Below are 15,306 nucleotides of genomic sequence, written 5' to 3'. Positions count from 1 at the left end.
AAATTGGAAAGATTAAAACTAAAAGTACTTCTTATTGAGGATGATGCTATTGAAGTTATGAAGCTTAAAAGAGCTATCAAAAAGCTAGAACTAGATCATGAATTGATAGAGGCTAAAAATGGGGAACATGCACTTTCAATATTAAAGGATCACGAGTTAATTCCTGATGTCATATTTTTAGATTTAAACATGCCAAAAATCAATGGATTAGAATTTTTAAAAATCCTTAAACAAGATGAGGCCTTAAAATACATTCCAACTATTATCTTAACTACTTCTAGCAATCGTAAGGATGTTCTTTCTTGTTACTCGATAGGTGTAGCAGGTTATATTATTAAACCTTTAAAGTATGAAGATTATGTTGCTAAAATTAAAGTTACGTTTGATTATTGGAGAATGAATCAATTAATTAAATTATAATGAAAGGAATTGTTTTTACAGAGTTTATAGATCTGGTAGAAGAAAAATTTGGTGTTGAAATGGTAGATACCATAATCAATAACTCTAATTTGGCTTCAAATGGTGTTTATACGGCTGTTGGAACTTATAGCTTTTCAGAAATGCTAAGTCTTCTTAGGAACTTAAATAAAGAAACAGGTATAGCTATTAATGACTTACTTCTTATTTATGGAGAACATTTTTTTAGTGTTGTAGAAAAGAGCTACCCTTATTTTTTAACGCAGTACAATGATCCTATTGAAATGCTTTCTTCCATAGAGAATCACATTCATGTAGAAGTGCGTAAGATCTATCCAGATGCAGAATTGCCTTATTTTATGGTGGTAGAAAAAACAGAAACTACCTTGATTATGATTTATAAATCCAGTAGAGCCATGTCTTCTTTTGGAAAAGGACTTATGAATAAGACATTTGAGCACTTTAATACAAATGCGACCATTCTTGTAGAAAACATAAAAGAAAATGGCACCGAAGTAAAATTCAGTATAGCTACTCATGGATAGTAATAAAATCAAAATTTATGAACGGGCACTTGCGCGAGAAAAAGCCGCGAGAAAAGAAGCCGAACGCATACTTGAAGAAAAATCCAAAGAACTGTATTTGAAATCTAAGGAGTTAGAGATTTCAAATGAAAAATTATATAAACTATTACAAACTAAAACTTCAGAGCTTAAAGGAGTTTTTGGAAATATGCTAGACGCTTATGTTGTAATGGACCTTAAGGGTTTAGTATTGAGTATGAATGAGGCGGCACAAAAGTTACTTGGCTATTCTCTTGAGGGAAAATTGAATCTTTTTTCTATGGTATTGCCGGAAGAACGACTTAAAGTTCTTTCTAGTTTTCAAGAATTAATGGAAAACGGATCGATTAAAGATTTTCAGGTTAAAATTATAATAGCTAGCGGTTTAACCAGGATGGTACATATCAATGCAAGTATTGTTTATAACGGAAAAAATCAGCCAGTTGCTGCCCAGGGAATTGTAAGAGATATTACAGAAGAGAAGGCGGAAAACCAACTATTACTGGAATCTCAAAACCGACTCTCAACATTAATAAGTCATTTACACAGTGCCGTTTTACTTGAAGATGAAGACCGAAATGTAGTAGTCACTAACCAACGATTTTGTGAATTCTTTAAAATACCATTGGATCCAAAAGAAATGATAGGTATTAACTTTGCTGATGCTGCAGAAGAAAGCAAGCACTTGTTTAAAAACCCAAGTGAGTTTGTAAAACGCATAAATTTCCTAACAAAAGAAAAAAATCAAGTCTTCTCTGATGAACTATTTTTAAAAGATGGTAGTATTCTAGAAAGAGATTTTATCCCTATCTATGAAGAAGGTGAATACCAAGGTCATTTATGGACGTATCGAGACGTGACCCTTAAAAAGAAATATCATGAAGGTATAGAGGCAGAGCGACAGAAGTACAGCAGTATCATAGCCAATATGAATCTAGGACTTATTGAAGTTGATAATGAGGATAGAATTATTATGGAGAATCAGAGTCTGGAGCAAATGTCTGGATATTCTAAAAAGGAATTAATAGGTCGTCTATATTCGGATATGTTAATTGTAAAAGAAGATCAAAGTATACTTGAAAATGAAAACAGGAAACGTCTTGACGGACTTTCAAACTCATACGAAGTAAGGGTGAAAGCTAAAGATGGTTCTATAAAGCACTGGCTTATAAGTGGTGCTCCTAATTATAATATCAAGGGTCAAGTGACGGGGTCTATAGGAATACACCTAGATATTACACAACTGAAAAGTCTGGAATTACAAAAAGAAAATTTACTTGATAAACTGGAAAAGAGTAATGAAGAATTACAAGAATATGCTCATGTAGTTTCACACGATTTAAAATCTCCTTTGCTTAGTATTAGTGCTTTAATGAGTTGGATAAAGGATGATAATCAAGGTAAATTATCACATGATACTCTAGATAATTTTAAGATGATTGATGCTACTTTAGAAAAAATGGAGCTACTCATTTCTGATATTTTAGAATATTCCAGTATTATTAATAATAATGACTCCCCAACAGAAGTAGACTTGAATAATGTAATGGAAGACATTGTGACATTATTGCATTTTCCAGATCATATTGTTTTCAATGTAAAAAAGCCCTTACCTAAATTAATAGTAGATCGTGTTAAAATTCAGCAATTATTTCAAAACTTAATAAGTAACGCTATTAACTACTGTGAAAAGGAAAGAGGTTTTATAGAGGTAGATTATCAAGAAGGAATTGATGAGTACACTTTTTCTTTAAAGGATAATGGTATAGGAATCGACAAAGAATATCATCAAAAGATTTTCCAAATCTTTCAATCACTTAACGAAAAAGAAGAATCTACCGGTATAGGCCTTTCTATTGTAAAAAAAATAGTTGACCTATATAACGGTCGCATCTGGCTAGAAAGCAGTTCAGGGGAAGGAACTACATTTTTTTTCACTATAAAAAAATACTGATATGAAAACAGTACAGTTACAAAAAAAGTCAGGAGAAGCTTGGCAGTATTTAAGTAATCATATTGAATTAATTCAACCATTAGTTCTTGTTTTAGGAAATAGATTTCTTTTAGAGTCTGACTCTGTTTACAAAGAATTAAGGGACTTTTTTCCTCATGGACACTTAGTTTTTGGTTCTTCCTGTGGTGAACTAGTGGGCAGTTCTGTTAATGATGATCATATTACGGTAACTGCAATAGAGTTAGAGCGCAGTAGTTTTCAAATACAGACGTATAATATAAACGATGCCAATGGCGATAGTGAAATAGCAGGTAGAGCGGTAGTTCAAAAATTAAATCCGAAAGGGCTTAAATATATATTTGTCCTTTCAGAAGGAAGTTTTGTAAATGGATCTGCGCTGACTAAAGGCATGCAAGAAAGCTTGCCTAAAGTTTTAATCACTGGAGGTTTATGTGGGGATGATAGCCGTTTTGAAAAGACAATCGTATCCTACAATGAAGCACCTAAAGAAGGAGAGATAGTGGTTATAGGTTTTTATGGAGATACCTTAGAAGTTTCTTTCTCCATTTATGGCGGTTGGACACCCTTTGGACCGGAGCGTTTAGTAACTAAGGCTGAAGGTAATGTTCTATATGAAATTGATGGAAGGCCTGCGTTAGACCTATATAAGACCTATTTAGGAGATAAAGCAAATGAATTACCAGGATCAGCATTGATATATCCATTAAATGTAAAAAATCAGGAGAACAAACAATCATTTGTTCGCACTATTTTAAATATCGATGAAGAAAAGAATGCGATGATTCTAGCAGGTGACGTTCCTAATAATTCTACGGTGCAATTAATGATGACTAATATGGATAGTATTGCCGCTGCGTCAGAAACTGCTGCTATTAGAGCAATGGAAGGAAGAAGCCAGCCGCCGCAATTAGCGTTGCTTATTAGTTGCATAGGGCGCAAATTAGTGCTTGATCAAAGAATTGAAGAAGAAATCGAAGAGGTGCGAAGTGTAATAGGTGATGATGTAGTTATAGGAGGAATGTATTCTTATGGTGAGATTGCCCCTTTTTATGGAGAGCGCAGCTGCAAGTTACACAACCAGACCATGACGATAACATTAATAAGCGAATAAATGAATCCACTTTTAGTAAGACAAATACGTAAGTTCTTGCCTGACGGTTTAAAAGATAAAGAAGATTTACAGGTCTTTTTAAAAGCCGTAGGAGACTCTTATAACAATCTAGAGGACCAATTTAAATTAACTCAAAGAGCTATGAAAATAAGTTCTGATGAGCTTTTTGAGGCAAATACAGCACTTAGAGAAGAAACCAGTCAACAGCGCTTGCTTCTATCTAAACTACAAAATGTCATCAATGTTGTGCAACCTAGTGATATTCTAAAAAGTAATAGGGACAAATCTAAAAGTATTGAAGGGAAGAATCTTGCTAATTATATACGTGAGCAAGCAGAGCAATTAATAAAAGTGAATAAAGATCAGGAGAGGTTACTTGTAGAACTGGCTATTCAAAATAAAGAGCTCAATGATTATGCTCAAATAGTTTCTCATGACTTGAAATCTCCTTTGAGGAGTATAGAAGCTTTAGTAAGTTGGATAAAAGAGGATTTTGAAGACGTTTTAGATAAAGAAGGTAAAACGCATCTATCGTTAATTGTTTCTCATTTAGAAAAAATGGATGCGCTCATTTCAGGAATTTTGAAATATTCTACTATAAATAAAGAAGTGAGAACAGACCGTGAGGTTGACTTAAATCGATTAGTTCAGGACACTATTAAATTACTTCATGTATCAGAGCACATAGAAGTAAAAATGCACCAGTTGCCTTTTATTAATGGGGACCAGTTTAAATTACAACAGCTCTTTGAAAACCTGATCGATAATGCTGTTTCCAATATGGATAAAGTAAATGGGCGTATTGATATTATAAGTAGAGACTTGGATTCTAAGTATCAATTTGAAATAAAAGACAACGGTAAAGGCATTGACGCAGCTTATTTTGATAAAATATTTCAAGTATTTCAAAAGCTAGAAAACGACTCTAATACTGTAGGCATGGGGCTTTCTATCGTTAAAAAAATAATTACTTATTACAATGGAGAAATTTGGCTCGATAGTGAACTAGGTAAGGGAACTTCATTTTTTTTCACCTTACCTAAAAAATAATCAAATGGAACAACCTAATTTAGATTACATCAATGAGCTAGCAGCAGGAGATGAGTTATTTGTAAATAAATTATTGAAGGTGATAAAGGAAGAACTGCCGCAGGAGGTAGATCTTTACAAGAAAAATTATAATAGTTCCGCTTTCGCGAAAGCGGCGGAAAACGTACATAAACTCAAACATAAATTGGGAATATTAGGACTGGTTGAAGGCTATGAGACGGCCATGGCGTATGAAGAAGAATTGAAAGAAGGGAGAAACACCTTGAAAAATCAATTTGAAGCCATACTTAAGGACTGTAATCGCTTTATAAATCAGTTATAATATGTAAATTACATGGAACAAAAATCTTACAATTTGAATTGTATAATAATCGATGATGAGGCGGCATTTAGAACTATTATGACATATTTATGTAGTCAGGTAGAAAATTTAGATGTTATAGAAGAATTTCCTAATGCACTAAGTGCAATGAAATTCCTTAGAAAAAATGATATTGATTTAATTTTTTTAGATCTTCATATGCCTAATTTTAGTGGTTTTGATTTTATTGAAACGCTCCGTAAACCTCCTAAGATTGTACTTACCACTTCAGATAGAAATTTTGCTATTGAGGCTTTTGAATATGATTGTATAGTAGATTATTTACTAAAGCCCATTACATTGCCCAGATTTTTAAAGTCTATAGAGAAAGCACAAAAACAAAAAAGAACTACAGCTCCATTGCAACAGGTCCTTGCTTCTACAGCTCCAGTTTCTTCTCTAGAAAAGGAGATGTATGTGAACATAGATCGTCGTCTTGTTAAAATCATGTTTGAAAGTATTCATCTTATAGAAGCAAAGGGCGACTATATTCTTATCAAAACGGATACTAAGAATTATACCGTACATTCTACTCTTAAGAAAATTGAACAAAAACTTCCTGATTCCTTATTCTTAAAAGTACATCGTTCATACATCATCAATATCAAAAAGATCATTGATATAGAGGATAATAGTGTGCTTATAGAAAAAAATGTCATACCTATAAGTAGGTCTAACAGACCAGAATTAATGCGCCGACTCAATTTACTATAATCGTACCGAACTAGCTTAATTACTTAAAGCTACTGCACGTCGACACCAAAAATGATGCTAATTGTAAATTAAATTTTAAGGGCGTGTGCCATTGTATTTTTGACTTATAAATTAATAGCTCATGAATAAAATTATTTTAATTGCAGCGTTATTGATGAGCTCTATAGTTCTGTCTCAAAATCATCAATACCTTGGACCATTTAGTTCTAACGGTACATCAGATTATCTAGAATCGTTGGATGATGTGATCTCTGCAGATTTTTTGCAATCTATTAATAATGCACTCCCTGAAAGCTAACCTGAACCAGATTACAATCCTCAATACCTTTCTTCTGGTTATGATACAGATATTCTTTTAGAAGATCAGGTAGATGTATGGGTAACTTTTGTAGCAGAAGGTGCTGGATATAAAAATGTATTCTAAACATTATTAGGTTAGTCAATTTTACAGACCTATAAATCGACTGCTGAGTTGGTTTTTTCGCTTTATTAACAGCAGTGACCTCAATTTTAATTGCGGCTATTTATAACATTATCGGGAAAAGGAATTCTAAACTTTGGGAATTGAAATCGGTAAATTTTTTATACGCTTCTTTTGTTATTTTTAATTGATTTCAATCTGAATAGATGCTCCCAACACTTTGTGAGTTTTGACTGCTAATAGAATGATCATGCAAATCAAGTAAATATAATTAGGGTCTGTTTTTTAAGATATTTTAATATAAAGTTAAAAACACGCACAAACAGTTGAGCTCCTCGAGTAAACTAGACTTTATGACATAATTGATTTAATTATATAACTTTTTTTGAATTAGTAGATCAATTAAACCTAATATCTTAGGATAGGTAATCGTTCTTTATTATTTGAAATTTAAGCAACTATTACACACAATAAAGCCGCTTTTTTAGTCATTGAAAAAGCGGCTCGTAAAAACAATTGACAGCTCTAAACAATTAAAAACTAAATAACTTCCCTTTACCAATGTGCAACCTCAAGGAAACACCTATTTCAGTAAACTCAAAGCCTGCTGCTGTGGCGCTAGCGATGTTGCTGTATTTCCCATAAGCGCCTAATTGTAATCTTGATGAGAAGCTGTAGGTCATTCTTCCTTCGGCTCTTAATAATGTGGTGGGGTCGTCTTTTTCTACCAGTTGGTATCCGCTGGCTAGGTTGGCATTATAATTCCATTTCCCAGAAGTACCATTAAGATCAAGAAAAGCCTCGATAGCCTGATAGCGACTTGGGCTAAAGTACTGAGTAGGGATTTGCTCTGCATAACTCAGGTACTGGTAATTGATACCGCCTTTTAGAGCTGGAGAGTTGGTAAATGTGTAGTATAAAGAAGTGAAAAGCAGATTTCTAGAGTTTCCATCGGTCTGTTGTGTGTGTATCAATCCCGTGTACCATCCTAAGTTAAATGTAGTTCCCATATTGTAATTGAGTATGTAATTATTCAGGAAGATCTTCTCGTCTATCAATGCAGCATTAAAGTTTTGCAACTCTCGGCTGTAACCTATTTCTAGATTTTGTAAGGCAAAGGGTCGTGTTTTTAAGAAAATAGAACCGTTGATATCGGTATAGCTATTGGTATCTGCATTTGCTTTTGTAAAACCGATGTTATTTTCAATCCAAGTGTTGTTTTTGATGCGGTATTTAGCACCTACATATATATTAGTGTTATTGGCCATATTTCCTAGAGTCATATTTTCCGTCGTTCTATAACTGTAATTAAGACTGGCAGTAAATCGGTCAGAAAACGGAATCGTTGCATTGATACTACTACCGTAAGCCTCATTGTCTCCATTATCTCTGGTATAAGCAGCCGTAGTGTTTACAGAGGGACTAAGTGAATTATCTATGGCTGCCATCAATGATTTGGCATCTTTTTGTTCAGGATAATAGTGGAGTGTTTTTTGAGCAAACTCATAAGCTTTTGCCAGATTTCCTTGTCCGCGATACGCATTTGCAATTCCTAAATTTCCATTAAAGGAAGTGCTGTCTGTTAAAAGAATAGTTTGATAATATTCAATGCCCTTATTAATCTGTCCAGTGTACATGGATAGGGAAGCGCTCAGGGCTACAATTCTATTGTTGGATCCTAATCGATCCGTTAAAGAATCAATACTAGTTCTCGCTTGTTGGTATTTTCCATTCCAGATCAACGCTTGTATATAACGTTCCTGGCTATCCATGGTTTGAATGGAATCGTTCTGTACCAAATCAGTTGCGGTTGCAGCGAGTTCTAGTGCTTTTTTGTCCTTGCGCATTAAATGAGCTACAAGTGATTGCCCTACTAGGCCAGTTACTTTATTTTTTAAATTACTATAAATAAGATTGGCTTTTTCAAAGTCTTTACGGGTTACATAAACATTAGCTAGTGACTTATTAGTGTCGGCATCGTTGGGGAAATCTTGTAAATTTTGTTCTAATAAAGCGATGGCTGTTGTGTAGTCTTGAAATGCCAATACTTGTGACGCTTTGCCTAATCTCATGTACTTTTTAGAAACCATTGCATTTGCATTCCCTGGTAAAATGTCGAGAGCTTTACCTACATATAATAAGGCATTGTCATATTCTTGCAAGTTAGACAACGTATTAGCATATCCCAAAGTCGCAGGAAAACTTGTCGAATCTTTTTTTACCAGATCAACATATAGGGTTCTAGCATCTTCATAATCGTTATTCCATAATAGCGATTCAGCAACATTTAAAGAAACTTCAAAATCAGTTGGGTAATCTGCTTTCAAGGCGGTGAATAATTCTTTTGCAGCAACCGTGAGGCCGTTAAGTCCCAACGCACGCCCATAACAAAGTCTTGCCGTTCTATTAGTAGGGTATTTTTCTAGTATATTTTTAAAGAATACTTGTGCCTCGCTGTATTTTCCAGTTTCCAAGAGGGTAAATCCCGTGCCCATTTCTTGTCCGTATGATGTGGCGCTGATTAATAAAATGATAAGGAAAACTAACTTTTTCATCGTAGGTTTATTTATAGGTGTAATTTATAACCACATTCAGCAGTGTTAATCGGTGACTATCTGCCATTGAACTATACATTTCGTCGATTCAAAGAGCTTTTGGTCAGCTGAACGTCAGTTGTGTTAAAAACCTTCTATAAAACCCTTTTTTTAGAAGAACCTATTACCTCTATATAACGCCTGTTTTGTTTCCGCTTTCGCGAAAGCGGAATAACGACCAACCCATAAACAAGTTAAATGCCGATTAGTTGCCACTCGTCTATACCATATTTCATCTCGTCGAAATATTCGAGTTTTTACTTTGAGAAGCCTGCATATTTGTACCAGAATTTAAAACAACAATAATCATGCGACTTACACTTATAAAGAACGACAACGTATTAAGAGTAGTTTACAACGCTAGAACTGCGCTAGTTTATTCAGGCTTATCTGTAGTTCATAGAAGAGCCCACAGACGCGTGGTACAATTAGTTTTCTCTTTTAACTAGTAGTATGATCGCCGTCACACAGAAAATTAGAAAGACCTTTTCTCAGGAACAACTGTTCATGTTGAGCGCCTTTTTAGTCAATGGGGGGAACTATTTATATAATCTATTATTAGGTAGGTTTTTGGGCCCTACATTATTTGCAGATGCTGCAATATTGATCACCTTATTGTTAGTGCTTTCTTTTGTAGCTATGACTTTTCAATTAACAGTAACTAAATTTACGTTCGAGCTAGAAAATGCTCAAAGAGAAAGTTTAATCGCTAAAGCGTATAAATATGCTGCCAGTACAGGAATCATTTTGGGAATGGCAACCGTAATTTTTGCAGCGCAATTGCAATCGGTTTTTCAAACACATTCTTCAGGAATGTTTATTGCCTTTGGATTAGCTGTACCGCTTTATTTTGTCATGAGTGTCAATCGCGGATTCTTACAAGGGAACAACAGATTTGGTAGTCTTGCAATGACCTATCAATTAGAAATGCTTTGTAGATTGTTTCTAACTTTTACTTTTTTAATTCTATTTGATCTACCGTCAGAATATGCTGTTTCCATTGCAATAGCAGTTTCGTTCTTAGCAGGTTTGTTCCCTTTTAAGAAACCACTATTTATAAAAAACCAAACTCTAATTTTATCAAAAGAACATCAGGAAAAAATAATTATATTTTTTGTTTTGACGGCTTGTTATGAGCTTACTCAAATAGTATGTAACAACAGCGATATTCTATTAGTAAAACATTATTTCTCGTCTTATGAAGCGGGATTGTACGCATCTCTAGCGTTGATAGGTAGAGTTGTTTACTTTGTTACATGGATGTTTGTGATGTTGCTCTTACCACAGGTACTTAAAAGTCGTAAAGAAGGAAATAATGCAGTACCTATCTTAAAAAAATACTTGGGTTACATTTCAATACTTTCATTTGTGATTGTTAGTTTTTCATTTCTATTTCCAGAGCTTGCTGTAGATGTACTATTTGGGGAGCAATACAGAAGTATTTCTTCATTATTAGGATGGTATGCGCTGGCTACCTCTTTTTTTGCACTATCTAACATCTTTGTTTATTACTTTCTTTCTATTGATACGTATCAGCCTATTCTTATAACTGCAGTTTTTGGAATCCTACAAGTAGTAGCGATTGTCATTTTTCATAAAAGCCTTCTAAAAGTAGTTATGATACAAGTTTATGTTATGGCAGCTTTGCTTTTAGGTCAGATTTTTTATTTTATTTATCATACTTATCGCTCTAAAAAAGTCCAACCGCAATTAAATGATGATTCATTTATACATAATATCGATCTATCTTAATTTCTAAGAATCAAGCGAAGTAAGCTAGACCTTTGTACTGTCAAATAATATTAACAACATTTAAAATTACATATCATGGCATTAGAAATCAAAAATATAGAAGGGGTAATTTATTTAAGTGGCACAGCATCTAGCTCTCACATTCCAGAAGTGTTAAACTTCTTTAAGTCCTTATTAGAAACAGACAAAAATGTGATGGTAAATCTTTGCGATGTTAAAAGTGGTCAGGATTCTTTACTTCAAGAATTAAAGCGATTAAAAAACAACTTAAGCGACGACTACAGGTTTGTTTTTTACAGAGGGACGAGTAATGATGTTATTCCGTTATATAAAGAGATCAATAACCCCCTTAATTTTTATAGCATGGTAGCCTAATTATTCTTTTTAGCAATAATAAATTTTAAAATCTATATTATGATATTAGCTATAGTAACTGCATATCCGCCTAGTAAAGTAACTCTTAATGAATACGCCTTCCATTTAGTAAAACACTTTAGACAACACCAAGAGGTTACAGAGCTCATCTTATTTACAGATGATACTGCTGCAAATGCTATAATTGATTTTAAAGAAGAAGGTTGTCAAGTAACCCTAAAGCCATGCTGGAAATTTAATAGTTATTTCAACTTAATTTCTATCGCAAAAGCGGTGAGAAGCACTCAGCCAGACATGGTTTTGTACAACTTACAATTCATGAAATTTGGAGATAAGAAAATACCTGCTGCATTAGGCTTGTTTTCTCCATGGTTAACAAAATTGATGAAAGTAAAAACGACCGTATTACTTCATAATATCATGGAAACAGTTGATTTATCAAGTGCAGGTTTTACGAATAATAAAATTAAAATGAGTGTTTTTAACTTCATAGGAGAAATGCTTACTCGTGTAATTCTTAAAGCAGATAGATTAGTATTGACCATCAGTAAATACGTAGCCATTTTAGAAGATAAATACCAAGCAAAAAACTGTATTTTGATTCCTCATGGAACTTTTGAAATCCCTGAAGAACCAAGTTATGAACTAGCTGAAGGGCCTTTAAAAATAATGACTTTCGGAAAATTTGGGACCTATAAAAAAGTAGAGAAACTTATCGAAGCTGTAGAACAAGTTAGATTAAACACTGGTCAAAATCTTGAAATAGTTATTGCAGGAACTGATAACCCTAATACAATAGGCTATCTAGATGCGGTAAAAAAAGCCTATAAACATGTGTCTAATATTACGTTTACAGGTTATGTTGCTGAGGAAGATGTGCCAGTCATATTCTCTGAAAGTGCTATGGTCGTATTTCCTTATACTTCTACTACGGGGAGTTCTGGGGTCTTGCACCAGGCTGGTAGTTATGGAAAAGCAGTTGTAATGCCAGATTTAGGAGATTTAAGTATTTTAGTAAAAGAAGAAGGTTATAAAGGCGAATTCTTTGAGCCAGAAAGTGTAGAAAGCCTTGCTGCAGCTATTGAAAAACTAGTGGTAGATAAAACCTATAGAAACGAAATAGCAAAAACCAATTACCAAGCTGCTGCGGCACTACCTATGTCAATTATAACTAAGATGTATTTGAATGCGTTTAATGATCAACTAGTTGTAGAACCAGATTTAGTGGTTGCGGCTTAATTCATTGATTTCACGAGTAAATAAGCTGGCTTTACACCAGTAGAATCGATGATTCCAAAGTAGGCTTGCTTATTCTTGCGCCATGGAAGAGATCCAGCCACATCAGTAGGGATTTCATTAAAATCATACAGCGTCCAAAAGAGATAGTTGATACGGTCTCTTTTTTGTGTGTCTAGAAGTTGTCGGTAAAAAGCGGCCTGATCATTCACTGTGTTCCCATTAAAAGTCCATAAACCATCATAGCTAGGAAGTCCTATTTCTTGCAATACGATAGGTTTGGACGTTTTGTTTTTTAAAGATTGATGAGCAGTGCTTAACTCGGCTATGTCCTCATAATAATGATAGGATATAAAATCTACTTCTTTCTCTAATTTTAAAGCTGAGACAGTATTGGACCATCCTATGGTTACTGGATGAATAGTATCTATTTTCTTTACTGCTTTAATGGTTTGAGATAACCAAGAAAGAACACGCTCTTCCTTGCGATTTTTAAAATCAAGATTGGGTTCGTTTTTAATATCCCAAGCGAGAACAGCAGGATGATCTTTTACAGCACTGATAATGCTTTTTAAGTGCTGGTTAGTCAGCGTCCAGTTCTTCATATCATAATCTCCATAGAAATCAAAAAGGCTAATCATCACTTTTAAATCGACCTGGTGCGCTTGATTTAAAAGTGTTTGAAGCTTTTTAAGTTTTAGATCATTTACAGTTGCTTTTCCAAAATCTTCATAACCTATAAAAATGCGTATAGTATTTAAATTCAAGTCTTTTATAATTTTAAAATCTTGTGCAAAAACAGTAGAGTCTACTTTTTCATTAAAGGTATCCCAGGGATAGTTCTCAGGATAATAATTAATTCCTTTTATAAGTTTTATATCTAAAGGAATCGTTTTGTCAAAAGTGACAACTTTATTTATGGCTAGTTTCTCAAAATGCCTCACCCGCCAGAAACCATCTTCTAGTAAAAGGATGATTCTATAGTCTTCATTAAATTCTCTTTCTTTAATCAATTGATCGTTGCGATATATGTTCTCGATTCCAGTAACTGCTTTATCGGTTAATACAGCAATGGTACCGTCAGCACTGTAAAATTCTAGGGAGATGTTGTGGCTAAGAGTTGTAGATTTTATTTGAAGTTGTTGCGCCGCATTGTACGCAATTAAAGCGTTTACTTTTTCTTGAGCACTTTTTGTATAATGATCATAAATACCGTCTGTATTATTAGTTTCTAGAGCTAGGTTCTTTACATGCCAAGCATCTAGATAATCCTGTTCCAATTTTTGTTGGTTAGCAAACTCAAGAGGTCTTCCTGGATTATTGATAGAAACCCAAGTCACTTCAGGTAAATAATAATCGGTACGTGCCAGATCGAGATGTAATATTTTTGAAGTATCAGCACCAGTGTTGAGGTAAGCCATAACTTGACTTATACCATAAATAATCCCAGCATTAATACATAGAAATGCGATTATGATAATAGATCGATATAATAGTTTGTTTTTTTTCACCTTAATATTATGGGCTTTACGGTCGTTATACCTAAGGTTTTAATTTCTAAATCATAGGTGCCAGGTGCTATCATTTTTGTGTCATAAGAATGTGTTGCAGTACCGTTTTTTGTTTTTAGAATGATTTCTTTGGCGTTTAATTTTATACTTATTGGAATTCCATCTGGAACAAGTTGTCCTAAGTAACTGGTCAATGGACCAATGGTAATCCTGTTATTTTCTGTATAAGTAAAAGGAATTTGATCAATAATAGATTGGAAATTAATGTTTAATTCTGGACTTTCTACCATACCAGTAATCACTCCTTTTATCGTCCAGGCAGAAGGAGTTTGTGGATGTAACGCTTTCGCGAAAGCGTACCCATTTATAGTGCTTCCTGTAGTTTGCCATCTTTTATCAAGGTTGTCCTTTATGAAAAAAGTGACCAGTGTTCCATCAGTAGTAATGTTGCCATAGCGATCTTTAATCTGATCAGTTTTAAGAGTGATGATTTCACTTCCATCGGCATAATTGTGGTTGCTGTTTTCAGAGATTTTAAAAGCTGTGGCGATATCTGGAAATACATCTACAACTAATTCTTTTGAAGAAATAGTTTCCATGGTACTGCCCGTAATTAAACGACCAGTAGTCAATGGCGCTAGGATTCTTTGCCACGCAAAACCAGTGGTGATTTCTTGAGTAGTGGTTGTGATGTTGCCTTTAAATTGATGGCGCATTATTAATGGAGTTTTATCTGGCAACATATTATCCAAACTGTCTACAGGAATACTGACCAGCATGGTGTAATCTCGATCGTTAGAAATAATACTGCGTGGCCCGACATAGTTCTCCATGGTTTTTAAAGTTTTTGTGTTAGGTAGAAGTCTGAATGTGCCTTTTTGAATGGTTTTTCCATTACCGATAAGTTCCCACGTGAGCATTCCAGCATGTCTAGAAATAACATTTGGAATGTGAATGTTTAGTCGGATATGATCGAGCTTTGCTTTTAATACAGTAGTTCCATAGGTTCCTGAAATTAGAAGTTCTAGTAGTTTATAAGAGTTTTTATCAAAGGTTTTAAAATTAATATCAATACCTTTTTTAGTAACGACTTGGTCCATAGGTGCTTTTACTTGAAAGGCATTAGGAGATATAGCCACTTTTTTCAACTCCTTATTTTCAGAACAAGAAAAAGACATCGCTACAATAGCGATAAGAATCAAAAAGTTAATGAATCTATGCAAATT

14 protein-coding genes are annotated in these 15,306 nt (G+C 34.0%); 11 read left to right on the top strand and 3 right to left on the bottom strand.

The window, feature by feature from the left end:
- Nucleotides 1–3: 3 nt before the first annotated feature.
- The 8 genes from CW736_RS00330 (at nucleotide 4) to CW736_RS13980 (ending at nucleotide 6,489) form a co-directional block, all read left to right on the top strand.
- Complete coding sequence (locus CW736_RS00330; RefSeq protein WP_101012017.1) at nucleotides 4–420, top strand: response regulator; 417 nt, start codon at nucleotides 4–6, stop codon at nucleotides 418–420.
- On the top strand, nucleotides 420–962 hold the full coding sequence (locus CW736_RS00325) for a heme NO-binding domain-containing protein (protein ID WP_101012016.1): 543 nt from the start codon (nucleotides 420–422) through the stop codon (nucleotides 960–962). Before CW736_RS00330 ends, CW736_RS00325 begins: the two co-directional genes overlap by 1 nt.
- Nucleotides 955–2,934, top strand: a complete 1,980-nt coding sequence (locus CW736_RS00320) for a PAS domain-containing sensor histidine kinase (RefSeq protein WP_101012015.1) — start codon at nucleotides 955–957, stop codon at nucleotides 2,932–2,934. Before CW736_RS00325 ends, CW736_RS00320 begins: the two co-directional genes overlap by 8 nt.
- Nucleotide 2,935: 1 nt before the next feature.
- On the top strand, nucleotides 2,936–4,066 hold the full coding sequence (locus tag CW736_RS00315) for an FIST signal transduction protein (RefSeq protein ID WP_101012014.1): 1,131 nt from the start codon (nucleotides 2,936–2,938) through the stop codon (nucleotides 4,064–4,066).
- Complete coding sequence (locus CW736_RS00310; RefSeq protein WP_101012013.1) at nucleotides 4,067–5,116, top strand: sensor histidine kinase; 1,050 nt, start codon at nucleotides 4,067–4,069, stop codon at nucleotides 5,114–5,116.
- 4 nt (nucleotides 5,117–5,120) lie between these two features.
- The gene (locus tag CW736_RS00305) at nucleotides 5,121–5,438 is read left to right on the top strand and encodes an Hpt domain-containing protein (protein WP_101012012.1); all 318 of its coding nucleotides are present in this window, start codon (nucleotides 5,121–5,123) and stop codon (nucleotides 5,436–5,438) included.
- Nucleotides 5,439–5,471: 33 nt separating this feature from the next.
- Complete coding sequence (locus tag CW736_RS00300; protein ID WP_101014971.1) at nucleotides 5,472–6,191, top strand: LytR/AlgR family response regulator transcription factor; 720 nt, start codon at nucleotides 5,472–5,474, stop codon at nucleotides 6,189–6,191.
- 121 nt (nucleotides 6,192–6,312) lie between these two features.
- The gene (locus CW736_RS13980; RefSeq protein ID WP_157810845.1) at nucleotides 6,313–6,489 is read left to right on the top strand and encodes a hypothetical protein; all 177 of its coding nucleotides are present in this window, start codon (nucleotides 6,313–6,315) and stop codon (nucleotides 6,487–6,489) included.
- Between the two features lie 656 nt (nucleotides 6,490–7,145).
- Here the strand turns inward: CW736_RS13980 and CW736_RS00295 are convergent.
- The gene (locus CW736_RS00295; RefSeq protein ID WP_101012011.1) at nucleotides 7,146–9,167 is read right to left on the bottom strand and encodes a tetratricopeptide repeat protein; all 2,022 of its coding nucleotides are present in this window, start codon (nucleotides 9,165–9,167) and stop codon (nucleotides 7,146–7,148) included.
- Between the two features lie 492 nt (nucleotides 9,168–9,659).
- Between CW736_RS00295 and CW736_RS00290 the strand changes: the two genes are divergently transcribed.
- From CW736_RS00290 to CW736_RS00280, 3 genes are all read left to right on the top strand, one after another.
- A complete protein-coding gene (locus CW736_RS00290) occupies nucleotides 9,660–10,958 on the top strand; it encodes an oligosaccharide flippase family protein (protein ID WP_101012010.1) in 1,299 nt (432 codons plus the stop codon).
- A 75-nt stretch (nucleotides 10,959–11,033) separates the two neighbouring features.
- A complete protein-coding gene (locus CW736_RS00285; protein WP_101012009.1) occupies nucleotides 11,034–11,333 on the top strand; it encodes a hypothetical protein in 300 nt (99 codons plus the stop codon).
- Between the two features lie 39 nt (nucleotides 11,334–11,372).
- Nucleotides 11,373–12,572, top strand: coding sequence for a glycosyltransferase (locus CW736_RS00280; protein ID WP_101012008.1), 1,200 nt, complete (start codon nucleotides 11,373–11,375; stop codon nucleotides 12,570–12,572).
- Here the strand turns inward: CW736_RS00280 and CW736_RS00275 are convergent.
- Together CW736_RS00275 and CW736_RS00270 are read right to left on the bottom strand one after the other, a co-directional pair.
- Nucleotides 12,569–14,080, bottom strand: coding sequence for a glycoside hydrolase family 2 TIM barrel-domain containing protein (locus CW736_RS00275; protein WP_101012007.1), 1,512 nt, complete (start codon nucleotides 14,078–14,080; stop codon nucleotides 12,569–12,571). The two genes, CW736_RS00280 and CW736_RS00275, sit on opposite strands and share 4 nt — an antisense overlap.
- Nucleotides 14,077–15,303, bottom strand: a complete 1,227-nt coding sequence (locus CW736_RS00270; protein ID WP_157810844.1) for a hypothetical protein — start codon at nucleotides 15,301–15,303, stop codon at nucleotides 14,077–14,079. The genes CW736_RS00275 and CW736_RS00270 overlap by 4 nt, the downstream gene beginning before the upstream one ends.
- Nucleotides 15,304–15,306: the final 3 nt, after the last annotated feature.

The sequence above is a fragment of the Nonlabens sp. MB-3u-79 genome (assembly GCF_002831625.1).
Lineage (GTDB): Bacteria > Bacteroidota > Bacteroidia > Flavobacteriales > Flavobacteriaceae > Nonlabens.
Note: the sequence above shows the minus strand (reverse complement) of the source record. Positions and strands in the feature narration are given on the sequence as shown.

What these genes read in the sequence shown, in the direction of transcription:
- CW736_RS00325 (WP_101012016.1), top strand. Translation starts at nt 420, where the DNA reads ATGAAAGGAATTGTTTTTACAGAGTTTATAGATCTGGTAGAAGAAAAA.
- CW736_RS00320 (WP_101012015.1), top strand. Translation starts at nt 955, where the DNA reads ATGGATAGTAATAAAATCAAAATTTATGAACGGGCACTTGCGCGAGAA.
- CW736_RS00315 (WP_101012014.1), top strand. Translation starts at nt 2,936, where the DNA reads ATGAAAACAGTACAGTTACAAAAAAAGTCAGGAGAAGCTTGGCAGTAT.
- CW736_RS00310 (WP_101012013.1), top strand. Translation starts at nt 4,067, where the DNA reads ATGAATCCACTTTTAGTAAGACAAATACGTAAGTTCTTGCCTGACGGT.
- CW736_RS00305 (WP_101012012.1), top strand. Translation starts at nt 5,121, where the DNA reads ATGGAACAACCTAATTTAGATTACATCAATGAGCTAGCAGCAGGAGAT.
- CW736_RS13980 (WP_157810845.1), top strand. Translation starts at nt 6,313, where the DNA reads ATGAATAAAATTATTTTAATTGCAGCGTTATTGATGAGCTCTATAGTT.
- CW736_RS00295 (WP_101012011.1), bottom strand. Translation starts at nt 9,167, where the DNA reads ATGAAAAAGTTAGTTTTCCTTATCATTTTATTAATCAGCGCCACATCA.
- CW736_RS00290 (WP_101012010.1), top strand. Translation starts at nt 9,660, where the DNA reads ATGATCGCCGTCACACAGAAAATTAGAAAGACCTTTTCTCAGGAACAA.
- CW736_RS00285 (WP_101012009.1), top strand. Translation starts at nt 11,034, where the DNA reads ATGGCATTAGAAATCAAAAATATAGAAGGGGTAATTTATTTAAGTGGC.
- CW736_RS00280 (WP_101012008.1), top strand. Translation starts at nt 11,373, where the DNA reads ATGATATTAGCTATAGTAACTGCATATCCGCCTAGTAAAGTAACTCTT.